This window comes from Duganella sp. S19_KUP01_CR8, from assembly GCF_036688705.1.
Taxonomy (GTDB): domain Bacteria; phylum Pseudomonadota; class Gammaproteobacteria; order Burkholderiales; family Burkholderiaceae_D; genus Rugamonas.
In genome coordinates this window covers 209796-233159 of sequence record NZ_JAQQPR010000006.1, presented here as the reverse complement: position 1 = coordinate 233159, position 23364 = coordinate 209796, and the positions used below count along the sequence as shown (strand labels likewise).

Genomic DNA, 23364 nt, shown 5'->3' with positions numbered 1-23364 from the left:
ACACGGTATAATGTCCGCACAATCAACGCACGGACCCGAAATGCAGCTGCTTGCCGTCGGCCTCAACCACAACACTGCCCCCGTCTCGCTGCGCGAGCAGCTGGCGTTCGCCCCGGAGCAACTGGGGCAGGCGGTGGTGGCGGCACGTTCCTGGTTCGAGCGCATCGACCATCGCGGCAGCGACGAGGCGGCGATCCTGTCGACCTGCAACCGCACCGAGTTGTACGCGGCCAGCCGGGTGCCCGATCCGCTCGCCGCCGGCGCCCACTTCCTGGCCGATTTCCACAAACTGAACTACGCCGAACTGCGCCCGCACCTGTACCTGCTGCCGCAGCACGACGCCGTGCGCCACACCTTCCGCGTCGCCTCCGGGCTCGATTCGATGGTGCTGGGCGAGACGCAAATCCTCGGCCAGATCAAGGACGCGATCCGCACCGCCGACGAGGCGGGCGGCCTGGGCACCTATCTGCACCAGCTGTTCCAGCGCTCGTTCTCGGTCGCCAAGGAAGTGCGCAGCACCACCGAGATCGGCGCCCACAGTGTGTCGATGGCGGCCGCCGCCGTGCGGCTGTCGCAGCGCATCTTCGACAAGATCGCCGAGCAGAACGTGCTGTTCATCGGCGCCGGCGAGATGATCGAATTGTGCGCCACGCATTTTGCGGCGCAGAATCCCAAGTCCATCACCATCGCCAACCGCACGCTGGACCGCGGCGAGATCCTGGCGCACCGCTTCGGCGGCCGCGCCATCCGCCTGGCCGAATTGCAGGACAAGCTGCACCAGTACGACATCGTCATCTCCTGTACCGCCTCGTCGCTGCCGCTGATCGGCCTGGGCATGGTGGAGCGCGCGATCAAGGCACGCCGCCACAAGCCGATGTTCATGGTCGACCTGGCCGTGCCGCGCGATATCGAAGCCGAAGTGGGCCGCCTCAACGACGTCTTCCTGTACACCGTGGACGACCTGGGCAAAGTGGTACAGACCGGCATGGAAAACCGCCAGGCCGCCGTGGCCCAGGCCGAAGCGATCATCGAAACCCGCGTGCAATCGTTCATGCACTGGATCGACGACCGCGCCGTGGTGCCGGTCATCCAGAGCCTGCAGGAAAACGGCGAAGCGCTGCGCCAGCTGGAACTGGAACGCGCCCGCAAGATGCTGGCCAGGGGCGACGACATCGACGCCGTGCTGGAAGCCCTGTCCAAGGGCCTGACCGCGAAATTCATGCACGGCCCGCAGCAAGCGCTGCACCGCGCGCAGGGCGAAGAACGCGCCCAGCTGGCCGAGCTGCTGCCGCAGCTGTTCCGCGGCCGTCGTTAGCGACACTGCCTTGCCCGCGCGCGCGCCACGCCGCCGCGCACTTCCCCGCCGCACCCTTGCGGCATCTGCTCCAACTCCTTTACCGAATACGCTATGAAACCATCCATGTTGGGCAAGCTCGATCAACTGGCAAACCGCCTGGTCGAACTCGATGAATTGCTGATGTCCGAAGGCGCGACCAGTAATAGGGACGCCTACCGCAAAATGACCCGCGAGCACGCCGAACTCGGCCCGCTGGTGGCGCTGTACAAGTCCTACCAGGAAGCCATCGGCGACCTGGACGCCGCGCAGGAAATGCTGGGCGACCCGGAAATGAAGGACTTCGCGCAGGACGAGATCGAGGCGGCCAAGACCCGCCTGGCGGAACTGGAACTGGAGCTGCAGAAAATGCTGCTGCCGAAGGACGCCAACGACGAGCGCAACATCTTCCTGGAAATCCGCGCCGGCACCGGCGGCGACGAGTCGGCCCTGTTCGCGGGCGACCTGCTGCGCATGTACACCCGCTTCGCCGAGCGCAATCGCTGGCAGGTGGAAGTGGTGTCGGAATCGGCGTCGGACCTGGGCGGCTACCGCGAGGTGATCGTGCGCCTGATCGGCAACAGCGTCTACTCCAAGCTGAAGTTCGAATCCGGCGGCCACCGCGTGCAGCGCGTGCCGGCCACCGAAACCCAGGGCCGCATCCACACCTCCGCCTGCACCGTGGCGGTGATGCCGGAGGCGGACGAGGTGGAAGACGTCAACATCAACCCGGCCGACCTGCGCATCGACACCTACCGCGCGTCCGGCGCCGGCGGCCAGCACATCAACAAGACCGATTCGGCCGTGCGCATCACCCACCTGCCGACCGGCATCGTGGTCGAGTGCCAGGACGACCGCTCGCAGCACAAGAACAAGGCGCAGGCGATGAAGGTGCTGGCCGCGCGCATCAAGGACGTGCAGCTGCGCGAGCAGCAGTCGAAGGAAGCGGCCACCCGCAAGAGCCTGATCGGCTCGGGCGACCGCAGCGAACGCATCCGCACCTACAACTACCCGCAGGGCCGCATGACGGACCACCGCATCAACCTGACCTTGTACAAGCTGGACTTCATCATGGACGGCGACCTGACGGAACTGACCAACGCGCTGGCCGCCGAACACCAGGCCGAGCTGCTGGCGGCGCTCGGAGATTAACCCCGCAAGCCGGGGGTCTGACCCCGTACGGGGTCAGACCCCATTCGCGGTGGGGGTTGAATTTAAGAGCTTGCTAAGGCTTGAATAGCAACTTTGTGCGAGAATTGCCCGCTACTTCCACTGCCATCAAATTGGATCACCCATGATACATACGCGCTCCCTGCTGCTGTCCACCGCCATCGCCTGCTTCGGCCTGATCGGCGTCGCCCTGTATTTGCAGATCGGCCTGGACATGCTGCCGTGCCCGCTGTGCGTGATCCAGCGCTACCTGTTCATCGCCATCGCCATCTGCTGCCTGATCGGCGCCTACACCAAACCCAAGCTGGGCACCGGCCTCGCGCTGATGGCCGCGCTGGGCGGCCTGTACACCGCCGGCAAGCACCTGTATATCCTGGCCCATCCCGGCCTGTCGTGCGGCATCGATCCGGTCGAGACCTTCCTCAACAAGATCCCCACCGCGACCTACCTGCCCACCCTGTTCCACGCCGACGGCCTGTGCGAAGACGCGCTGGCGCCGTGGTTCGGCCTGTCGATTCCGCAGTGGTCCTTCCTTGGTTTCGGCCTGTGCACGCTGGGCCTGGCCTGGCTGCTGATCCGCCGCGTACGCAAATGATTTCGGACATCAGCACCATCGCCGCAGGCGTCACCATCGGCGCGCTGCAAGTGCAGTCCCTGCTGGACCCGCTGGATAACCGCGTGCTGCTGTGCCACGCGCTGGGCCTGTCGCGCGTGAGCCTGATCACCCAGTCCGAACGCCAACTCGATGCCGAACAGGCCGCCCGTTTCGCCGCGCTGGTGCAGCGCCGCGTGGCCGGCGAACCGGTCGCCTACATCGTCGGCCAGCGTGAATTTTTCGGCCTGCCGTTTGAAGTCAACGGCGCCGTGCTGATCCCCCGTCCCGACACCGAACTGCTGGTCGAGCTGACCTTGGACCGCCTGCCGCCGCAAGGCCGCGTGCTGGACATGGGCACCGGCAGCGGCGCCATCGCCGTGGCGCTGGCGCACACCCGGCGCGACGCCGCCGTCACCGCGCTCGACGTCAGCCCGGAAGCGCTGGCCGTGGCGCGCCGCAACGCCGCCGCCAACAGCGCCAACGTCAACTTCCTGCAAAGCGACTGGTATGCGGCGCTGCAAGGCCAGCCGCCGTTCGACGTCATCGCCTCCAACCCGCCCTACATCGCCAGCGGCGACCGCCACCTGTCCGAGGGCGACCTGCGCTACGAACCGTCCGGCGCGCTGACCGACCACGCCGACGGCCTGTCGGCGCTGCGCATCATCGTCGCCGGCGCCGCCGCGCATCTGAAGCCGCAAGGCTGGCTGCTGATGGAGCACGGCTACGACCAGGCAGCCGCCGTGCGCGACTTGTTAACCGCACAAGGTTACAGCGAAGTGCAAAGCTGGACCGACCTGGCCGGCATCGAGCGCGTCACTGGTGCGCGGGCGCACTGACAGCGTCATCGATACGCAATATTCTGGCTTTCGGCCCCCCTTCCCAGTATTTGATAAACTAGCAAGCGATCTTCGGCTCCGGTGAACTTTGGACCGGCACCGACGCGATTGTCCGTTTTCGGTTAATCTCGCACCTCACGCTTTGATGCAACATTTGATGCACTACGAAAGGAAGATCCAATTGTCCAATCTATTGACTCGCCGCCTGGCCTTGCTGGCCCAGCCAGAGCACCGTCCGGTGCTGGGTGGCTTGCGTGGCATCGAACGCGAAACCCTGCGGGTGGACGCGCGTGGCCACCTGGCGGCGACGCCGCATCCGGTGGCCATGGGCTCGGCCCTGACGCACCCGCAAATCACCACCGATTACGCCGAAACGCTGCTGGAGTTCATCACCCCGGCCGAGCCCGACATCGCCACCACCATCGCCAAGCTCGACGGCATCCACCGCCACGCCTACACCAAGCTGGGCGACGAGCTGCTGTGGAGCCAGTCCATGCCCTGCCAGCTGCCGGGCGAGGAAGACATCGAGATCGCGTGGTACGGCACCTCCAACATGGGCACGCTCAAGCATGTGTACCGCCGCGGCCTGGCGCTGCGCTACGGCAAGGCCATGCAATGCATCGCCGGCATCCACTACAACTACTCGCTGGACGAACGCCTGTGGCGCGTGCTGGCCGAGCATGAAGGCAACGACAAACGCCTGACGTCCAAAGCCTTCCAGTCCGAAGCCTACCTGGCGACGATCCGCAACTTCCGCCGCTACAGCTGGCTGCTGATGTATCTGTTCGGCGCCTCGCCGGTGCTGTCGACCGGCTTCCTGCGCGGCCGTCCGCACAAGCTGGAAACGCTGTCCGACGACACGCTCTACCTGCCCTACGCCACCAGCCTGCGCATGAGCGACCTGGGCTACCAGAACGACGCCCAATCGGGACTGAGCCCGCACGAAAACTGTTTGGACAGCTACGTTGCCGCCCTGACCAAGGCCGTCAACCAGCCCTATGAACCGTATGCGGCGCTGGGCACCAAGCGCGACGGCGAATGGATACAGCTGAGCACCAACGTGCTGCAGATCGAAAACGAGTACTACTCCACCATCCGCCCCAAGCGCGTGATCCAGACCGGCGAGCGGCCGATCCAGGCGCTGTGCGCGCGCGGCGTGCAGTACATCGAAGTGCGCTGCATGGACGTCGACCCGTTCGAACCGGTCGGCATCAGCGTAGCGACCGGCCGCTTCCTCGACGCCTTCCTGCTGTTCTGCGCACTGGAGGAAAGCCCGGCCATCTCGCCGGAAGAAGGCCTGCGCCACACCGAGAACTTCGCCCGCACCGTCAAGGAAGGCCGCCGTCCGGGCCTGACGCTGAACAGCGACAACGGCGAAATCAGCCTGCAAGCCTGGGGCCAGCAACTGCTGGAGCGCATCCGTCCGGTGGCGGCCCTGCTCGACGCCCAACGCGGCGACACCGTGCACGCCGACGCCATGGCGCAGCAGGCGTCCAAGCTGCTCGACGCCGACCTGACGCCGTCGGCCAAGGTGCTGGCGGCCCTGCGCGCCAACGGCAAATCGTTCGCCGCCTTCGGCCTGGAGCAAAGCAAGCGGCACGCGGCCTACTTCCGCAGCCACGCGCCGGACGCCGAACAAGCGGCCTACTTCGACGGCCTGGCCGCCGTCTCGCTGGCCGAGCAGGCGGAAATGGAAGCTGCGCCGCAATCAAGCTTCGACGATTACGTCGCCGCCTACCGCGCCAGCAACCTGTGCCACTCCAGTATGGATTGCGACTAAAACCAGGGGCCTCCTTGCTCACCTTCTACAACGAACTGCACGCGCAGCATCGCGGCCGCTACGAGATCTTCCGCGGCGAGATGGTGCCGTGCTTCGAAAAGCCGGAGCGGGTCGATTCGGTACTGGCGGAGCTGGGCCGGCGCGGCCTGGGCAAGATCGTCACGCCGCACGGCGTGCCGCTGATGTCGCTGGAGCGCATCCACACACCGCGCTACCTGCAGTTCCTGCGCGGCGCCTGGAACGAATGGCTGGCGCTCGATCCGGCCAACGCCGGCAAGGACGCCTTCCCCGCCGTCTGGCCGATACGCTCACTGCGCGACGACATCGAGCCGGACAACTTCTGCGCCAAACTGGGCCTGTATTCAATGGACAGCGGCACGCCGCTGACGGCCGGCACCTGGACCGCCGCCAAGACCGGCGCCGATTGCGCGGTCAACGCCGCGCACGCGCTGCGGCTGGGCGAGCGCGGCGCCTTCGTGTTGAGCCGTCCGCCGGGCCACCATGCGGGCGCGGATTTCTTCGGTGGCTACTGCTTCCTGAATAACGCCGCGCTGGCCGCGCAGCACATGCTGGACGACGGCGCCCGCAAGGTCGCCATCATCGACATCGACTACCACCACGGCAACGGCACGCAGAGCATCTTCTACCACCGCGACGACGTGCTGTTCATCTCCATCCACGCCGATCCGCGCAACGAGTATCCGTTCTACCTGGGCCATGCCGACGAGCGCGGCGAAGGCGCCGGGCTGGGCTACAACATGAACCTGCCGCTGGCGGCGGGCAGCTCGCCGCAGGCCTGGTTCGCGGCGCTGGAGACGGCCTGCATCCGCCTGGGCAGCTTCGCGCCGGATGCGCTGGTGGTGTCGCTGGGCGTCGATACCTTCGTCGGCGATCCGCTGTCGCGCTTCGCGCTGCAAAGCGCCGACTACCTGAAAATCGGCGAACGCCTGGCCTGGCTGAACGTACCCACCGCCTTCATCTTCGAAGGCGGCTACGCGGTCAAGGAACTGGGCACCAACGTCGTCAACGTCCTCGAAGGTTACGAGACGGCGCTCTGACAAACCAATGAATAAACCTCTGCCCTGGGCCGACGACACGCCGCAACTGACCATGTGGTGCGCCGTGCTGTTTTGCTGCTTCAGCGCCCTGCTGGCGGCGGTGTATCTGCTGCCGCCACTCGCCAGCCTGCTGTGCGTGGTGCCGGTGGCCTCCTACCTGATGCTAGGTCTGCACATGGGCATGGTGTACAGCATCGGCTGGTCGGTGCTGGGCATGGCCGTGCTGGTGCTGCGGCCGGGCAGCTCCACCGAGGCGCTGCTGGGCACCGCCGCCGCCGTGCTGGGCGTGGGCCTGCTGTCGCACTGGTTCGAAGCGCGGCGCGCGGCGCTGATGGCCGTATTGCGCCGCACCGCCTCGCTCGATCCACTGACCGGCCTGCACAACCACCTGTACCTGGAATCCATCTTCAGCCAGCTCACGCGCAGCCAGCGCGGCAAGCCGCAATCGGTGACGATGATGCTGGTGGCGCTGGCGCCCGGCACCGACGATGCCCGGTTGATCGAGGCCGCCCGGCTGATCGAAGAAGTGTGCCGCGGCAGCGACTGGGCCTTCCGCTTCGGCGACGACAGGTACTGCGTGCTGGTGCCGTGGGTGTCGCAAGTGCAGGGCCAGCAGATCGCCGACCGCCTGCTGGCGCGCCTCAACGCGGAACGGCATGTGCCCGCCAGGCTGGGCCTGGCCCGCTGGCCGGAAGACGCGCAAACGCTGGCGCAACTCCACCAAATCACCGCACGCAGCTTGACGGCGGACAGCGCGCCTAACGCAGGAAAGGCCCCCAAGTCGGCTGCCTGATATCGCCGTCCTGGGCGCTGAGCTTCTGCTTCACGCGACCGTCCACCGACACCACCATCAGCGACTTGCGCCCGGCCGCTTCGGTGGCGTAGATGATGTACTTGCCGTTCGGCGCGAAGCTGGGCGACAGGTCGTCGGTGCTGTCGGACAGGCGCTGCTCCTGGCCGGTGGCCAGATCCAGCACGTACAGCTGGTAATTGCCGTCGCGGCGAGAAATGTAGGCCAGCGTCATGCCGTCGGGCGAGATGCGCGGGCTGATGTTATAGCCGCCGGCAAAGGTGATGCGTTTGACGTCGCTGCCATCCACGTTCATGCGGTAGATCTGCGGAGCGCCGCTGCGGTCGCTGGTGAAATAGATGCTGCGGCCGTCGGCCGAGAATTGCGCCTCGGTGTCGATGGCGGCGCCGGTGCCGTCGGACACGCGGCGCAAATCGCTGCCATCGGCGTTGACGGTGTAGATCTGCGTGTGGCCATCCCTCGACAGCGAGACGGCCAGCCTGGCGCCATCCGGCGACCACGCCGGCGACGAGTTGCTGCCCTTTTCGTTGGCGACCACGGTGCGCGCCTGGGTGAGCAGGTTCTGCACATACACCACCGGCTTCTTCTGCTCGAACGACACGTAGGCGACCTTGCTGCCGTCCGGCGACCAGACCGGGGAGATGATGGGATCATTCGAACGCCGCGCTGCCTGCTCGCCCTCGCCGTCGATATCGGCCACGGCCAGCTGGTAGTTGCGGCCCTCCTGCTTGATATAGGCCACGCGGGTCGCGAACGCGCCGGGCACGCCGGTCAGCTTGAAGAACACATCGTCGGCGATCTTGTGCGCCGCCAGGCGCGCGGCCTGGCTGGACACCGACTGGTCCTGGCGCGACAGTTGGCTGGCCTTGACGGTGTCGAACAATTTGTAGCGCACATCGTAGCGGCCGTCGGCCAGCGCAGACACCGTGCCCACCACCAGCGCATCGGCGCCCTTGGCCTTCCAGCCGGCGTAGTCGATGTTGTTGACGTCGGCGATGGCGCCGGCGTCGATCACCTTGAACATACCGCTGCGTTCCAGGTCGGCCTTGATGATGGCGGAGATCTGCTGCGGCGCCAGGATTTCATCGGCGAAGCCGGCCACGGCAACCGGAATCTGATTGCTGCCGACGCCGCTGATTTCAATCCGCATCTGCGCCTGCGCGGTGTTGATGACGACGGCCATGCCGGCGAAGATTAGGTAGTGGCTTAGTTTTTTCATGGAAGGGACGAATAAATAGTCCGTGCGAATATAGTCGAAAACACTGGCGGGGGCTACTTCGCTCTCGATATTCAATTGTTTTTCCAACGATAAATTATCGGTGTAGTATCCAACTTTGCTTTCCTTCATCCGATAGGTGATAGAAATGGACAATTCCCCAGGCAAACAGGCGCACATCGATCGCTGGCAGAAGGACCGCCAGAAGGCTTTCAAAATAGTACCCGAGGGCGGCAAGACGTTTCGCTACCTGGGCAAGGAATTCCACGTTTTCCCCAACACCTTCTGGCCCTACACGGATAGCCAGCCGCTGGTCAGCAGCCTGCGCGTCAAGCCGGGGGACAGCGTGCTCGATGTCGGCACCGGCTCCGGCGTCATCGCGGTCTTCGCCTGCCACGGCGGCGCCACCCGCGTACTGGCGGTCGACATCAATCCCGCAGCGCTGAAGAGCGCCCAGCACAACGCCACCGAGCATGGCTTCGGCGAAACGATGGAAGTGCGCTACTCCTGCCTGTTCGACGGCATCGGCAACGAGCAGTTCGACGTCATCACCGCCAACCTACCCTTCCGCAACAAGGAGGCGCCCGACGTCGTCGCGCGTTCGCAATGGGATACTGACTTCCGAACCAATACCCAGTTCTTCGAGCAGGTCGGCAAATATCTGAAACCGGATGGGCGTATCTATTTTGCGCATTCCAATTTCGGCGCGGTCAAGGAAGTGCGTAAGCTGGCCAAGGACAACGGCTACAGCATGCGCATGGTGGCGCGCGCGCGCGCCGACGAGACCAAAGAGTTCTATGCGTTCCTCATCAAGCGATTGCCTCAAACCGCACGCGTATGAACGCGGCGTTCGATACCATCGCCCGCTTGCGCGCGGTGGCCCACGCGCCGTGGCGCCCTCTGGTACGGCGTGTGGTGGTGGTACTCTGCAACTCGCGCGCGGGGTCCAGCCTGGTCAAGCACGTGCTGGCCGAACATCCGGACATCGCTTCGCTCGATGGGGAGATGGAGCCGTATCTGGCGCTCACGGGCAATAGCTTCGGCATCCACGCCGACAGCGACGCCGTCGGCATGCTGGCGCAGCCGGACCTGTTGGCCGACAACATCTTCGCCGAGCTCAGCGTGCCCAGTCCGGTACTGCCGCCGTTGGAGCAATTAAAGGAGCGCTGGCGGCGGCGCCTGCTCCTGCAGTTCCCGCTACTCTTCATCGACCCGCTGCAACAGCGGCAGCTCAACGTTGCGCTGGACTTAGCCCTGCAATCGCCGGACAGTGCGCTGCAACGCACGATCCTGGCGTCCGTGTTTCGCGATCAGCCATGGCGCATGAATTTTTATGACGGGCAGCCGCCGTCGTCGCTACGCGATTTCGGCCTGGGGCCCAGCGGCTACTACGACGAGCAGTTGAAGATCGAAGAGCCGCCCTTCGTGCTGCCGCGCAGCTATCGCCGCCCGTTCACCATCGACGACGCCGGCAGCAAGATCCTGCTGTTCAAATCACCGAGCGACGCCTACCGGATCGGCATGCATGAGCAGCTGTTCCCGCAAGCGGAAATCCAATACATCCACCTCACCCGGGGCTATGCGCAATCGGTCAATGGCTTGATGGACGGCTGGTTGTCGCCCAAGGGCTTCTTCGCGCATGACATGGCGCGCGCCGGCATGGCGTTGCGGGTAGGCGGCTACTCCGACGCCACGCCGTTCGGCCAGCGCTGGTGGAAATTCGACCTGCCGCCCAACTGGCGCCAGTTCATTCAGTCCGACCTGGGCGACGTGTGCCTGAACCAATGGCTGGCAGCCAATGCAGCGGTCCTTGCCAGCGGCGTGCCGGCGCTGCGGGTGGCGTTCGAGGCCTTCATGGAACATCCGGCGGCGCAGTTGCAGCGCATCGGCGAGTTGCTGGGCTTGTCCAATCTGTCGCTGCCCGCGCGGCTTCCCGTGACGATGGCCACCGACGCTCCCGGCGCGCTACGCTGGCGCAAGCGCGAACAGGCTTTGCTGGACATGGGCCAGCGCCCACCGGTGCGGGCGATGATGGAGCAGCTGGGTTACACGATGAATCCGGAGACGTGGACATGAACAATCACTTGCTGGTGCCCTTCCTGATCGGACAACGCCGCGACGGCCTGCGCCGCGTCACCGACCTCGACCGCCATGACTGGGATGTCGTCGACGTCGCCGATTTCACCGAGACCGCGCTGAGCGATCCCAATGAGAAGCTGCGCAGGATGGGCAGGATCTACGCCGGGATGGCGGAACGCGTCCACCGGATCGTCGATGCGGGCCAGGTTCCGGTCAGCATCGCCGGCGACTGCATGTCCACGCTCGGCATGCTGGGCGGCCTGCAACGCAGCGGACGGCCGCCGGATCGCATACTGTGGCTCGACGCCCATGGCGATTTCCATACCTGGGAAACCACGCAGACCCAATATCTCGGCGGCATGCCGTTGGCGATATTGGTGGGGCGCGGAGACCGCCGCAAGCAAAGCCGCGACAGCATCGGTTCGATGCTGGCGACCATAGGCGTCACGCCTTTCCCCGAACAGCAGGTGGTCCTGTCCGACGCGCGCGACCTCGACCCGGGCGAGCTGGAAGCGGTGAGAAGCTCCGGCATTACCTGCTGCACCATCGCGCAGATCGGCGAGCACCTGAAGCCGGGCGAACGCCTCTACCTGCATTTCGACAGCGACGTGATGGACGCGGAAGCTGAAATGCCGGCGCTGAAATACCACGTCAAATCGGGGCCGAGCTACGACGACATGGCGACGCTATTCCGCTCGCTGCGCGGGCATGACATCGTCGCGGTATCGGTATCGGCCTGGCACGAGGAAAAGGACCTGGACAATGCCGCAGCACGGGCTTGCCTGGCGCTGCTAAGTGAATTGGAGATAGTGGACTGCTGAAGTTCTTGGTGGCCCTGGGCGGAATTGAAACACCGACACAAGGATTTTCAAACCAAGTGTCGTGCCAATGGGAGTTGAGCTGAACGGTCTGGGACCGGCAATCTTTCCATGGACTATATCTGATGGACAAAACAGCGTCTTTGCTTCAGCGTCCGATATCATCAATGGTTGTGCCCGGTGGATGAAATAACTTCATCTGATCGCTGTGAATCCAATCATCTTTGTTGATTTTTCCTGCCAATACCTTGTCCAGTTCGGCAACCGTATCGTCAACGATTTTCTTTACGTTTTCCAAGTGTGCAAGGCTGAAACCGTAGGGATCTTTCGGCAGTTTGGTTTGTCCATACACCAAATCTTTCTCTTTGATGCCGCACTCCGCCGGAATGGACTTCCAGTCCAAATGCGTGAACGTGGTCGCAGAGACATATTCGTAGTAGGCCATCCGATTATGCTTGGGATGCACGTAGTCGTTCCGAATTTTGATAAGTTCAGAAAGATGGCTCCAAGGATAGCATCCCATATCCAGATCGTTCAGCGGTGTTCCAGCAACCAATGCCAGCAGTCGCCACTTATCGGCAGTATTGAATTTTTCTTCTCGTTCAATCAGAAAATCATGAATGGGTGTGGGAGTGAAGTGGTCGAGTGCGCGGTTGATCAAGCCTTCCAAGCTGAGGATGTAAAGCAATAACGCGCTTCTCGCTACCCGCGTTTCCTGAAATGTACCCTTCACCGTTGATAGCCTAGCGGTGGCGAGGAGGTATTCAGCATCTTGATATAAATAGTGGAAACTGTTGATCTCGGTCTTGAAGAGGAATCGCTGTTTCGCCTTACTCATGGAATTATCCTGACCATTTGAAAAGTTGGTGAATTTCATCACTATGATGACAGGAACCTGCGAATTGGTGGTTGCGTTGGCGGTATAACGCACACTCCGCCCGCAGCAGCCAACTGCCGCCTGAATCGACCAATCGACCAGCCAGCCAAGACGGCGTTGGGCAGTCAGTTGATAGCCGAACAGGCTGTTGATCGCTTCATTGCCGGACAGGCGTATTGGGATGAGCTTGGAGATACCGTCGATCATTTGGATCGCGTGACTGGTGGCGCTCAGGTGGCGATGGGTCAAACGAGATGTTGTCGTCAGTGGCAATTTGTGCTGCCCCGTTCATCATCATCAACTACATGGTGCAGGTGAGATCGCGTTGTTGCTATACTTTAATAAAATTTTTCTTTTAAATAACTGAGCGGACTTCTATGCCCATTTTGCAATCGGAGTTAATTCGGGCCTCATCACGCGGCACGATCCGCAAAAGCGCCTTGGCGCGTACAGGACAGCCTACAGCCTTTCTGTGCCATTCCCACATGGATAGTGCGATGGCGGAGGGACTCCAGACTATGCTGCACGAGGCTGGCTGGGAGGTCTACATTGACTGGCAGGATGCAGATATGCCAGCATCGCCTAATCGCTCGACCGCCAGCCGTATCCAAAACCGCATAGTTTCCGCAGACTGGTTTTTATTTCTTGCGACGGTAAACTCCACAGCATCGAAATGGTGTCCGTGGGAAATCGGTTATGCCGACGGCAAAAAGCCTGCGGGGCGTATCGCAGTGATTCCTACGGCAGACGCCTCCGGAAGGCACCACGGTAACGAATATCTTCAGTTGTATCCGCAAATTACACCAGCCGGTGTTGGTGGATTGGCGCTGTTTCCTGCGGGCCAATCCAGCGGCGGGAACTTCGTCAGAAACCTGTAGCGAATCGTGCATTGAGCTCGCTATCGGACGAGTCCATTCACCGTTTCTTCATACATGGACTCCGCTAATCTGGAAGCCATTTCAACTTGATCGGAGACCGCATGCCCCTTTATGAACTCGCTGTTTTGGGAACTCCGAGCGCTGAGCAACTTGGTACACTGCAAGAATTGCTGCTCGCTGCATGTAGGCAATTCGGACTTGATCTGGGGCGTGATATTACGCTGACGATTCAGCCAGAGGAATTTAGGCCTAGCTTCCGTTCAGCAGCGGCGGCTATATTTTTCGGCGGGATTGACTCTGTCAACGTGGATATCGCCAAGGTCATCGATTGCGAGACGATGACTATATTACCGGTTGCATCCAGCGACGCCGCTGTAAACACCGAAATTCCTCCGCCGTTGCGCAGGCTGAATTGCCTTTTCGCGGACAAAGTATCGCCCGAGCGTATTTTCCATGCGTTACTTGAATGTGTTGGCCTGCTACCAAGGCAACGGCGCGTCTTCTTGAGTTATCGGCGGAATGAGGCAACGCCTGCCGCCGTGCAGCTTTTTGCCGAGTTGTCGGCGCGGCAGTTCGAAGTCTTCCTGGATACGCAAGGTATAGGCCCGGCTGTCGATTTTCAGGAAACCTTGTGGCATCAACTATGTGACGTTGACGTATTGGTGATGTTGGAGACGCCGGCCTATTTCGAAAGCCGATGGACAAGCGCTGAGTACGGGCGGGCTTTGGCAAAGGGTATCGGTGTTTTGCGTATTCAGTGGCCTGACACTACGCCCTCAATTCATACTGGTACGGCGAGCCTGGTCGAGGTTGTCCCAGAAGAACTCGATATGGCGGGGCAATTAGCTCAATCTGCTATCGATAGAATTTGCACGCAATTGGAAAATGTACGTAGTCTGAGTCATGCCACTCGACACCTAAGCATGGTAACTGCGGTACAGGATGCTATCCAGCAGGTGGAGGGAAAAATCGACGGTATAGGAACTAATCGGATAATGTATCTGACCTTACGCTCTGGCCGAAAGCTGCTAGTACAGCCGACCATTGGTGTTCCAACGTCTATCATCCTGCAGGAAACTTTTGAACGGGCCGGAGCAGAGGAAAGTGCGGTTGTCTACGATCATTTTGGGTTGAAGCGTAGTTGGCAGTCCCACATGAATTGGCTGGCACAAAAGGTGCCCGGCGCCCGTTGGATAAAAAAAACAGATGCGGCTTGGGACTTTGGCGGTTGGGAGGCCATGTGATGCGCCGGTTATTCCTGTCCGCAAGTATCCCACAGCCCGGTCGGGGGGACTATCACCTTACCGCAAATCCGTTTTTGATCCAGTTTGCGGTCCGTGAATTGCTGACCGTTTGTCTTGGACGACGAATGCTTGTGTGGGGTGGACATCCGGCCATTACACCGATGGTCTGGGCTGTATGCGAGGGTTTGGGGATTGAGTATGCCAAGGCCGTCACTTTGTACCAGAGTAAGCAATTTTCCGATTACTTTCCGGTTGAAAACGCGCAGTTCGGCAACATGGTGCTGGTTAATGCGGTTGACGGTGATTCTGAGAAAAGTCTTCACGTCATGCGCACCGAAATGCTCTCAGGTCCGTTTGAAGCGGCGGTGTTTATCGGCGGCATGGACGGAGTAATTGCAGAAAGCGCTATGTTTCAGAAGATGCATCCGACCGCCAAGATGCTGGCACTTCGCTCCCCCGGAGGCGCTGCGCTTACCTTAGCTGACCAATTGGGACAAGTCGGTGATCGCATCGACTTCGCGCGCCTTTTCCATGAGGAGTTAGGCATTGCTAGCACCGAGAAGAGAGACCAGATTTCGTAGCAGCAAAGTCGGCCTACTTGATTACTCACTAGGGCATGTCGATAGAATCAAAGTGGGTTTACTACTTGGAGAAACATATGGCAAGGAAGGTATTTTTTAGTTTCAAGTATGAGGACGTCTCGAGGGCAATGGTTGTTCGAAATAGTGCAATCACAAAAGGTGAGGACACTGCCGGATTCATTGACAAAGCTGACTTCGAAGAGGTGAAGAAGAAAGGAAAGCAAGCGATCAGGGATTGGATTGACGGCCAACTGGAAGGCACCACTGTAACCGTTGTACTGGTTGGTGAAAAGACATGTGAGAGCGAATGGGTTGCCTACGAAATTGAGCAAAGCAAACTCAGGGGGAATGGCTTGTTGGGTATCGATATCAGCAAAATCAAGGACCTGCAGGGGAACACGACAGAGCGGTGCGGGCAGATTCCTACCGGATATGATTTTTACCTTTGGAAAACTGACGATGGCTATACCAATCTCGGGGATTGGGTCGAAAAAGCCGCCAAGGCTGCGGGGAAATAGACAAAAAAATTTAGAACAGAAACGCCAGCTGTCTGAACTGAACCCCAAAAGTTGGACACCAACTTTTGGGGTTCAGTTCATGCATGGGTTGGCGTTTTTGTTTGACACTATTCTCAGTGACCCCGAGCCGGAATCGAACCACCGACACAAGGACTTTCAAGACTAGTGGCGCGGCTCGGTGTGAGGCGGTAGGATCAAGCTAGCTGTCTGGGATAGGTCGGAAGTAACCGATGATACTTGCGGAATTTCTTACACAGATCTGGACGTGATTCTTCCTCTCTATCCGTGCCCCCGGGTAAATCGGGCCACCTTCCCAAAAGGCTCCTCTTACCGTGTCATATGACTGAAGCGGGGCTATCTCTGGGTTTGCTTCCTGCCATTCGACGGTACGGGTGACCGCTCTGAGCTCATGTACCGTGTTAATGACAGCGCAATCCAATTTACGCATCCAGAGTTCCTTACCTTCGCCATTCTTCGGTAAAAATTCCACTCCGCCGCGCGCTGTCAACAATGCGTCGTAACCGACTTCGAGGTAGCTCAGCCCCCTGGCATCCAGCAAATTCAAGCACAGTCCAGGATCGATGATTGCTCCGACAACGGCCACTTTTTCCTTGCGCCCTTGCCACTTGAATTTTTCGCGAACAAACTGCTCCGCTCTGAGCGGGCTGTATTCCCAGAAATAAATCCCATGACCAAGCCAGTCATAATCGTTCTCGCTTACGGTGAGATGACTTTTCCCCGACAAAACCTTCTCTGCCGTTTTCTGATCGGTACCGTGGAATCCGATGAGGAAACTCGGAAGAAGTTCGTAGCGGGAACTGGCTGTCATCAGCCTTTGTACGCTCTTTTCAAGTTGCCAGCGGGGGTAGTGATCCCCGCTTTGGTGACAACACTTCGTAGTTTTTCTGGATGGCTCTTGAGTGTAGCCACGACTGCGCGAAACGTGGCCAACTCTTCAGTTGCCGACCGTTTCGTCTGGAACTGGTCTGTGGAAGATTTCCGTGTACTGAGCTTAGGCATTATGACCTCTCCGATGCAAATCATTGTAGCACCGCCCTGATGCCCAGCTTAGTCCGGGCTATGCGACAGCTGTCAATATACGTGCGGGTAACGTGGCCTGTCACAGTAGCTGAAAAGTATTGTCTTGTTTGCCACGGTTGCGGGTGTTAGCATCGATGCAACGCCTCGCCATTCGGTGTGGCCCCACTCCTAGAGGTATCCCGATGGCTGTCGTCGGCACCCGCATTGCACTCGCCCTGACCCTATGCTCAGCACTGAGCGCCCACGCCGAGGCGCCGCGCGCGATGCGCTACTCGCTCGAAGGCCTCGAGGCGCCGGTGCGCATACAGGTCGACACCTGGGGCGTGCCGCACATTTACGCCGTGCGCCTGTATGACGCTTTTTACGCACAGGGCTTCATGGCCGCGCGCGACCGGCTGTGGCAGATGGACCTGTGGCGCAAGCGCGGTCTCGGTGAAATGGCCAAGGACTTCGGTCCCGCCTACGCCGAGGGCGACCGCATGGCGCGCGCGGTCCTGTTTCGCGGCGATATGTACCGCGAATGGATCGCCTATGGCGACGACGCCAAACGCGTGGCCGAGGCCTTTGTCGCCGGCGTGAACGCCTATGTGCACCTGACCGAGCGCGATCCGGCGCTGCTGCCGCCGGAATTCAAGCGCCTCGATTATCGCCCCGGCAGCTGGAAGGCGGACGATATCGTGCGCATCCGTCACCACGGCCTGACCCTCAACTTCCTCGGCGAGGCGACGCGCGCGCAAGCCCGCTGCAAAGGCAAGGCCGACGGCGAGCGTGCCGACTGGCTGCGGCGCGAGCTCGACCCGCCCGTGACGCCGCAACTGGCCCAAGGTCTCGACCCGTGCGACATTCCCGTGGCAGCCATCGAGAAGGCCTACGGCCTGGCCACGGCGGTGGCGCGCTTTCCGAAAGAGGCGTTCACGGCGCAACTGGCTGGCACGCCGGCAGCAGCCGAGCTGTATGCGCTGGAGCCGGCCGACGGCGAAAGCATGCGCAGCACCGGCTCGAACAGCTGGGTGGTTGCGCCTTCTCGCACCAGCACCGGCCGCCCTATCCTGGCCAACGACCCGCATCGCGCGCACGGTGCGCCGTCGCTGCGCTACATCGTGCACCTGGACGCGCCGGGACTGTCGGTGATCGGCGCGGGCGAGCCTTTCCTGCCCGGCATTTCGCTCGGCCACAACGAGGAGGCCGGCTTTGGCCTCACGCGCTTCTATATCGACCAGGAAGACCTGTACGTGTACGAAACCAATCCGGCCGACGCGCGCGAATACCGCTACCAGGGCCGCTGGGAACCCATGCAGCGTGTGACGGAAGCGATCAGCGTCAAGGGAGAAGCCACGCCACGCACAGTCACGATCGACTACACGCGCCACGGCCCGGTGCTGCACGCGGCGGACGGCCGTGCCTTTGCCCTGCGTGCCGCCTGGCTGGACGTGGGCATGGCGCCTTACTTCGGCGCGGTCGCCATGATGCGCGCGCACACCTGGGACCAATTCAACGGCGCACTGAATCGCTGGGGCGCCCCCGGCCTGAACATGGTGTACGCCGACCGACGCGGCAATATCGGCTGGCATCCGGTCGGCCTGACGCCCATCCGGCCCAACTGGGACGGGCTGACGCCGGTGCCCGGCGACGGCCGTTACGAATGGGCCGGCTACCGCTCGATGGACCAGTTGCCGACGGTGCTCAATCCGGCTGCCGGTTTTGTCGTCACAGCCAACGAGAACGGCATCCCGCCCGGCCACCCGGCCGCGAAGCTGGGCATCGGCTACGAGTGGAGCGACAACGCGCGCGCGCGGCGGCTCAATCCCCTGCTGGCGGCCCAGCCCAAAGTCAGCGTGGCGCAGGCGCAGGCATGGCAGAACGATGTCGTGTCGACGCCCGCGCGCCAGGCCGTCGCGCTGCTCAAGGATCTGCCAGCCAACGGCGATGCGGTCCGCGACGCGGCACTGGCACTGCTGCGCGGCTGGGATGGCAGCGAGTCCGCCGACAGTGCGGCGGCGGCGCTGTACGAAGTGTGGATGTCGAAATATCTGCGCCCGGCCGCGCTGGCCGCCATGCTAAGCAAAGACGCGGCTGCCCTGGCCGCGCCGGGCGACCAGGCGCGCGTACTCGAAGCACTGGCGGCGCCGTCCGGCTGGCTCACGCCGGCGCAGCGCGACGAGGTGCTCGGCAGTTCGCTCAAGGCCGCCATGGCGGAAACGACGCGCCTGCTCGGCCCCGACACCAAGACCTGGCAATGGGGCGCCCTGCACCACGCGGTCTTCCACCACCCGATGGACCAGCTGTACGACGCGGCCACCGCCAGGCGCATGAACGTGGAGGCAGGTCCGATGGGAGGCTCGTCCTACACGCCGATGGCGGCCGCCTACCGCGCCAGCGACTTCGAACTGACCTTTGGCGCTTCGGTGCGCATGGTGCTTGATGTCGGCAACTGGGACGGTTCGCGCATCGTCAATGCGCCGGGCCAGTCGGGCAACCCGGACAGCGCGCACTACCGCGACCTGGCGCCGCTGTGGGCGCGGGGCGGCTACTTCCCGATGCTGTACAGCCGCGCGGCGATCGACAAGGCGACCACGGAAGTCATCGAGCTCGCGCCGGCAACGCGCTAGACAGGCGCCGCCGGGCCGCGCATCCAGCGCAAAAATATTTTCAAAAATCGCTTGCTATTAAATAGCGCACGATCTATAGTGTGTTCATGGGCGCTGCAAACAGCGCCGGATAGTAGTAGAAGTAAGTAGCTAGCGATTAGATAGTTAATTAAACATTCTCCCTCACTCAAAGGAAATCATCATGTCGATCCAACAAGTTCTGTACCGCGCAAACGCAAAAGCAACCGGTGGCCGCGAAGGCCGTGCTGTTTCCTCCGACGGCGTGCTGGACGCGAAACTGACCACCCCGAAAGAACTGGGCGGCGCCGGCGCCGTCGGCACCAACCCTGAGCAACTGTTCGCTGCCGGCTACTCGGCCTGCTTCCTGGGCGCGATGAAATTCGTCGGCGGCCGCGACAAGATCGCCGTCCCAGCGGACGTTTCGGTGGAAGGCACCGTCGGCATCGGTCCTATCCCTACCGGTTTCGGCATCGAAGTCGAACTGAAAATCTCGCTGCCAGGCCTGGACCGCGCAGAAGCCGAGAAACTGGTCGCCGCCGCCCACATCGTGTGCCCATACTCGAACGCCACCCGCGGCAACATCGACGTCACCCTGACCATCGTTTAATCGATACGGTCCCCGAATGAAAGGCCGGCCCCTCCTCCGAGGCGCCGGCCTTTTTTCACATACAATCGTTGTTTTGAACCGCATCGGGACACGCAATGATTGAGTGGCAATGGCTAGCCTTTGACGACATCCCCCGCCTGGACTGGTATGAAGTGCTGCTGCAACGCCAGCAGGTGTTCATCCTGGAGCAGACCTGTTTGTACCCGGACATCGACGGCTGCGATCCGCAGTGCCATCACCTGATGGCATGGCGCGAGATCGACGGCAAGCGCACGCTGGTTGCGTATCTGCGCTGCGTGCCGCCCGGTGTTAAGTATGACGAAATGTCGCTGGGCCGCGTGCTGACCACGCAGGCCGCGCGCGGCAGCGGCATCGGCCGCGAGCTGCTGGCCAAGGCGATTCCGCTGGCAGAAGCGCTGCATCCCGGCCACGGCTTCCGTATCGGCGCGCAGGCGCACCTGGAAAAATTCTACAGCGGCTTCGGCTTCAAGACAGTGACCGAACCATACGACGAAGACGGCATCCTGCACATCGACATGGTGCGTTAAAAAGTCAGCATGAAGCGCGCGCCGGCGCTGACCGAGCGCGCGTAGCGCACCGTGCCGCCGTTGGCGTGCACCAGGTGCCGCACCATCGCCAGGCCGATGCCCCTGCCCTGTTTTTTGGTCGAGAAGAACGGCGTGAAGATGTGCGCTGCCAGCGCCTCCGGCACGCCCGGCCCGTTGTCGATCACCTCGATGCGCAGACGGCCGCCGCGACTGAAGCGCGCGCGCACCTGCGCTTCCGGCGCCTTGCCGGTGATGGCTTCGGACGCGTTCTTCAGCAGGTTGATGAGTGCCTGCTCCAGCTGGCCGGGATCGATCATCACCGCCAGCGACGCCGGCTCCACCGAAAACGACACCCTTCCGCCCAGGGCCTGCCATTGCGGCGCAATCAGCATGGACAGGCGATCGAACAATTCCTCCAGCAGCACGCGCTGCGGCTGCGCCTGCGGCACGGTCGACAGGCTGCGGTAGCTGCCGACAAAATCGACCAGGCTGGCGGCGCGGCGCGAGATGGCGTCCAGCGCGGTGCCCAGGTCGGCGTGGATATCGGCAGGCAGTCCGGCCGCCGCTTCGTCCAGCAAGCCGCAGGCGGTGCGCGACAAGGACGCCACCGGGGTCAGCGAATTCATGATCTCGTGGGTCAGCACCTGCACCAGTTCGCGCCATGCGTTCAGGGCTTCGGCTTCCAGTTCGCTTTCCACCGGCATCAACGCGGCCAGGCGCTGGGCCGTACCCTGCATCGTCAACGCGGCGACGGCGACCAGCGCGCGCTCCACGCCACGCTCGGTGTCAAAACTGATCAGCTGCCGCTGGCCTGCCGTCTGCGCGGCCAGCAGCTGGTGCAGGTCCTGCGGCGCGCTGGCACGGCCGGGTGCGAGCAGGCGGCGCGCGCTGGCGTTCAGCGGCGCCACCGCGCCGGCGCCGGCCGCGTTCCGGATGCTGAACAGTGCGATGGGCGCGTGTTCGAGCCGGGCTTCCAGCGCGTGGATGGTGTCGGCCAGTTCGCGGCCTGCGGGTGCGGCGTAGTGCATCGCGCTGTCGTGCGCTTCCATGCGCGGGGTGCGGGGCGCCAGGCGGCGCAGGCATTGCCACAGCGCGGCGGCAGGCACCAGCGCGGCCAGGCAGCACAGCACGATGCGGCGCGGCTCGGGCGTGGCGGACATGACGTCGGCAACGGCGGTCAGCGCCATCAAGCCGGCGACACTGGCAGCAGCGCCCAGCTTGAGGAGGCGTTCAGATGCCATGCTTGCCCAGCTTGCGGTACAGCGCGGCGCGGCTGACGCCCAGCGATTTCGCGGCGTGGCTGATATTGCCGTTGAACTGGGCCAGCGCCGAGGCAATGGCTTCGCGTTCCAGCGTGTCGAGCGTCATGTCGCCGGCGATGGCGCCGTTAAAGGCGCCGCTGCCGGAGCCGCTGACGGCGCCGCGCGCTAGAGCGGCGGCTGCGACGCCCGGCGATGCGATGAAATCTTCGCCATCGTCCAGCGCCGCAGCGCTGGCGCCAAGGCCGAAATCGCCCAGCGATAATTCAGCGCCCTGCCCCAGGATCACAGCACGTTCGCAGGCGTGGCGCAGCGCCCGCACATTGCCCGGCCAGTCGTGGCGCAACAGGCCGTCCATCGCCACCGCGTTCACGTTGCGGACCGGCCGGTCGTACTGCAAGGCGTACAAGTTCAGATAATGCGCCAGCAGCAGCGGTATGTCCTCGCGCCGCTCGCGCAGCGGCGGCACGCGGATCACGATGGTATTCAGGCGGAACAGCAAGTCCGGCCGGAACACGGCGGGATCGAACAGCCGCGCCTCGTCCAGGTTGGTGGCGCTGATAATGCGCACGTCGATGGCTTCCGGCTTGTCGGCGCCGATCGGCGTCACCTCGCGCCGCTCCAGCGCGGTCAACAGCTTGGCCTGCGCCGCCAGCGGCATGTTGCCGATTTCGTCGAGGAACAGCGAGCCGCCGCGCGCGGCCTGGAAGCGCCCCGCCCGATCGGCCTTGGCGTCCGTGAACGAACCTTTGCGATGGCCGAACAACTCGCTCTCGAAGGTGGATTCTGGCAGCGCGCCCATGTCCACCGCCAGCAGCGTGCCGGCCGCGCGGCGCGACAGCGCATGGATGGCGCGCGCCACCAGCTCCTTGCCGACGCCATTCTCGCCCAGCACCATCACGTTCGCCTCGGTCGGCGCCACGCTGGCGATCAAGGCCTTCAACTCGCGCATCGCCGCGGATTCGCCCATCAGGTCAGGCGTCGCCGCCGTCGGCCCGCGCATGGCGGCGCGGCGGGCCAGCGCCTGGTCGATGGCGGCCACCAGCCGCGCGTTGTCCCACGGCTTGGTGATGAAATCGCCGGCGCCGCGCTTCAGCGCTTCCACCGCCAGCGGCACGTCGGCATAGGCGGTCATCGCGATCACCGCCGGCGGCTGCGCCTGTGATCGCAACAGATCCAGCAGCGCCAGGCCTTCGGCGCCGTCGATGAAGCCGGGCGTGAAATTCAGGTCCAGCAGCACCACATCCGGCACGCCCTGCGCCAGCAAGGCCGGCAAGCCCATAGGATCGCACAGCGTGGCGACCTTGCCATAGCGTCGCCGCAGCAGCAACTGCGCGGCAGTGGCGACGTCGGCGTCATCATCGAGTATCAGTACATAGGCGTTCATGCAGGCATTCTAGCAGCCGCCAACGGGCGCCGGACATGGCTTCCGGCCGCAGGCCTTCGGCGCGCGCCGCAAGTGTTCAGTTCCGAACAGTGGCCGCTGTTCATAAGCGGACACCGGGC

General features: G+C 62.8%; 22 protein-coding genes. 17 read left to right on the top strand and 5 right to left on the bottom strand.

Annotation, left to right across the window (positions count from 1 at the left end):
• Nucleotides 1-40: 40 nt before the first annotated feature.
• The 7 genes from hemA to V6M89_RS08610 all read left to right on the top strand — a co-directional run bounded on the left by hemA (nucleotide 41) and on the right by V6M89_RS08610 (nucleotide 7565).
• Complete coding sequence (hemA, locus tag V6M89_RS08640) at nucleotides 41-1315, top strand: glutamyl-tRNA reductase (RefSeq protein WP_332852805.1); 1275 nt, start codon at nucleotides 41-43, stop codon at nucleotides 1313-1315.
• Nucleotides 1316-1408: 93 nt separating this feature from the next.
• Entirely contained in the window at nucleotides 1409-2485 is a 1077-nt protein-coding gene (gene prfA / locus V6M89_RS08635; protein ID WP_332852804.1) for a peptide chain release factor 1, read from the top strand.
• A 142-nt stretch (nucleotides 2486-2627) separates the two neighbouring features.
• A complete protein-coding gene (locus V6M89_RS08630; protein WP_332852803.1) occupies nucleotides 2628-3098 on the top strand; it encodes a disulfide bond formation protein B in 471 nt (156 codons plus the stop codon).
• Nucleotides 3095-3934: a peptide chain release factor N(5)-glutamine methyltransferase gene (prmC, locus tag V6M89_RS08625; protein WP_332852802.1), complete on the top strand. Its 840-nt coding sequence runs from the start codon at nucleotides 3095-3097 to the stop codon at nucleotides 3932-3934. Before V6M89_RS08630 ends, prmC begins: the two co-directional genes overlap by 4 nt.
• Nucleotides 3935-4115: 181 nt before the next feature.
• A complete protein-coding gene (gene gshA, locus V6M89_RS08620) occupies nucleotides 4116-5714 on the top strand; it encodes a glutamate--cysteine ligase (RefSeq protein ID WP_332852801.1) in 1599 nt (532 codons plus the stop codon).
• A 14-nt stretch (nucleotides 5715-5728) separates the two neighbouring features.
• Nucleotides 5729-6772: a histone deacetylase family protein gene (locus V6M89_RS08615; RefSeq protein ID WP_332852800.1), complete on the top strand. Its 1044-nt coding sequence runs from the start codon at nucleotides 5729-5731 to the stop codon at nucleotides 6770-6772.
• Nucleotides 6773-6779: 7 nt separating this feature from the next.
• On the top strand, nucleotides 6780-7565 hold the full coding sequence (locus V6M89_RS08610) for a GGDEF domain-containing protein (RefSeq protein WP_332852799.1): 786 nt from the start codon (nucleotides 6780-6782) through the stop codon (nucleotides 7563-7565).
• On the opposite strand, the gene tolB is transcribed toward V6M89_RS08610, so the two are convergent.
• A complete protein-coding gene (gene tolB / locus V6M89_RS08605; RefSeq protein ID WP_332852798.1) occupies nucleotides 7531-8802 on the bottom strand; it encodes a Tol-Pal system beta propeller repeat protein TolB in 1272 nt (423 codons plus the stop codon). The genes V6M89_RS08610 and tolB overlap by 35 nt on opposite strands.
• Before the next feature lie 145 nt (nucleotides 8803-8947).
• Between tolB and V6M89_RS08600 the strand changes: the two genes are divergently transcribed.
• From V6M89_RS08600 to V6M89_RS08590, 3 genes are read left to right on the top strand one after another with little or no spacing between them, the layout of a single operon-like run.
• Nucleotides 8948-9640: a methyltransferase gene (locus V6M89_RS08600; RefSeq protein WP_332852797.1), complete on the top strand. Its 693-nt coding sequence runs from the start codon at nucleotides 8948-8950 to the stop codon at nucleotides 9638-9640.
• Nucleotides 9637-10875 carry a hypothetical protein gene (locus V6M89_RS08595; RefSeq protein ID WP_332852796.1) on the top strand — a complete coding sequence of 413 codons (1239 nt, stop codon included), beginning with the start codon at nucleotides 9637-9639 and terminating at the stop codon, nucleotides 10873-10875. Before V6M89_RS08600 ends, V6M89_RS08595 begins: the two co-directional genes overlap by 4 nt.
• Nucleotides 10872-11699, top strand: coding sequence for an arginase family protein (locus V6M89_RS08590; RefSeq protein WP_332852795.1), 828 nt, complete (start codon nucleotides 10872-10874; stop codon nucleotides 11697-11699). The genes V6M89_RS08595 and V6M89_RS08590 overlap by 4 nt, the downstream gene beginning before the upstream one ends.
• Nucleotides 11700-11844: 145 nt before the next feature.
• On the opposite strand, the gene V6M89_RS08585 is transcribed toward V6M89_RS08590, so the two are convergent.
• On the bottom strand, nucleotides 11845-12780 hold the full coding sequence (locus V6M89_RS08585) for a hypothetical protein (protein ID WP_332852794.1): 936 nt from the start codon (nucleotides 12778-12780) through the stop codon (nucleotides 11845-11847).
• Nucleotides 12781-12950: 170 nt separating this feature from the next.
• Between V6M89_RS08585 and V6M89_RS08580 the strand changes: the two genes are divergently transcribed.
• The 4 genes from V6M89_RS08580 (at nucleotide 12951) to V6M89_RS08565 (ending at nucleotide 15794) form a co-directional block, all read left to right on the top strand.
• Complete coding sequence (locus V6M89_RS08580) at nucleotides 12951-13451, top strand: toll/interleukin-1 receptor domain-containing protein (RefSeq protein ID WP_332852793.1); 501 nt, start codon at nucleotides 12951-12953, stop codon at nucleotides 13449-13451.
• Between the two features lie 101 nt (nucleotides 13452-13552).
• A complete protein-coding gene (locus V6M89_RS08575; protein WP_332852792.1) occupies nucleotides 13553-14695 on the top strand; it encodes a toll/interleukin-1 receptor domain-containing protein in 1143 nt (380 codons plus the stop codon).
• On the top strand, nucleotides 14695-15276 hold the full coding sequence (locus tag V6M89_RS08570; RefSeq protein WP_332852791.1) for an SLOG domain-containing protein: 582 nt from the start codon (nucleotides 14695-14697) through the stop codon (nucleotides 15274-15276). Before V6M89_RS08575 ends, V6M89_RS08570 begins: the two co-directional genes overlap by 1 nt.
• 77 nt (nucleotides 15277-15353) lie before the next feature.
• Complete coding sequence (locus tag V6M89_RS08565) at nucleotides 15354-15794, top strand: TIR domain-containing protein (protein ID WP_332852790.1); 441 nt, start codon at nucleotides 15354-15356, stop codon at nucleotides 15792-15794.
• A 199-nt stretch (nucleotides 15795-15993) separates the two neighbouring features.
• Here V6M89_RS08565 and V6M89_RS08560 read toward each other — a convergent pair whose 3' ends face one another.
• Nucleotides 15994-16623, bottom strand: coding sequence for a hypothetical protein (locus V6M89_RS08560; protein ID WP_332852789.1), 630 nt, complete (start codon nucleotides 16621-16623; stop codon nucleotides 15994-15996).
• Nucleotides 16624-17017: 394 nt separating this feature from the next.
• Here V6M89_RS08560 and V6M89_RS08555 point away from each other — a divergent pair, with 394 nt between their 5' ends.
• The 3 genes from V6M89_RS08555 (at nucleotide 17018) to V6M89_RS08545 (ending at nucleotide 20599) form a co-directional block, all read left to right on the top strand.
• A complete protein-coding gene (locus tag V6M89_RS08555; protein ID WP_332852788.1) occupies nucleotides 17018-19444 on the top strand; it encodes a penicillin acylase family protein in 2427 nt (808 codons plus the stop codon).
• 181 nt (nucleotides 19445-19625) lie between these two features.
• The gene (locus V6M89_RS08550; RefSeq protein WP_008443571.1) at nucleotides 19626-20051 is read left to right on the top strand and encodes an organic hydroperoxide resistance protein; all 426 of its coding nucleotides are present in this window, start codon (nucleotides 19626-19628) and stop codon (nucleotides 20049-20051) included.
• Nucleotides 20052-20146: 95 nt separating this feature from the next.
• On the top strand, nucleotides 20147-20599 hold the full coding sequence (locus tag V6M89_RS08545) for a GNAT family N-acetyltransferase (protein WP_332852787.1): 453 nt from the start codon (nucleotides 20147-20149) through the stop codon (nucleotides 20597-20599).
• Here V6M89_RS08545 and V6M89_RS08540 read toward each other — a convergent pair.
• Together V6M89_RS08540 and V6M89_RS08535 are read right to left on the bottom strand one after the other, a co-directional pair.
• The gene (locus V6M89_RS08540) at nucleotides 20596-21840 is read right to left on the bottom strand and encodes a sensor histidine kinase (RefSeq protein WP_332852786.1); all 1245 of its coding nucleotides are present in this window, start codon (nucleotides 21838-21840) and stop codon (nucleotides 20596-20598) included. The two genes, V6M89_RS08545 and V6M89_RS08540, sit on opposite strands and share 4 nt — an antisense overlap.
• Nucleotides 21830-23245, bottom strand: coding sequence for a sigma-54-dependent transcriptional regulator (locus V6M89_RS08535; protein WP_332852785.1), 1416 nt, complete (start codon nucleotides 23243-23245; stop codon nucleotides 21830-21832). The genes V6M89_RS08540 and V6M89_RS08535 overlap by 11 nt, the downstream gene beginning before the upstream one ends.
• Nucleotides 23246-23364: the final 119 nt, after the last annotated feature.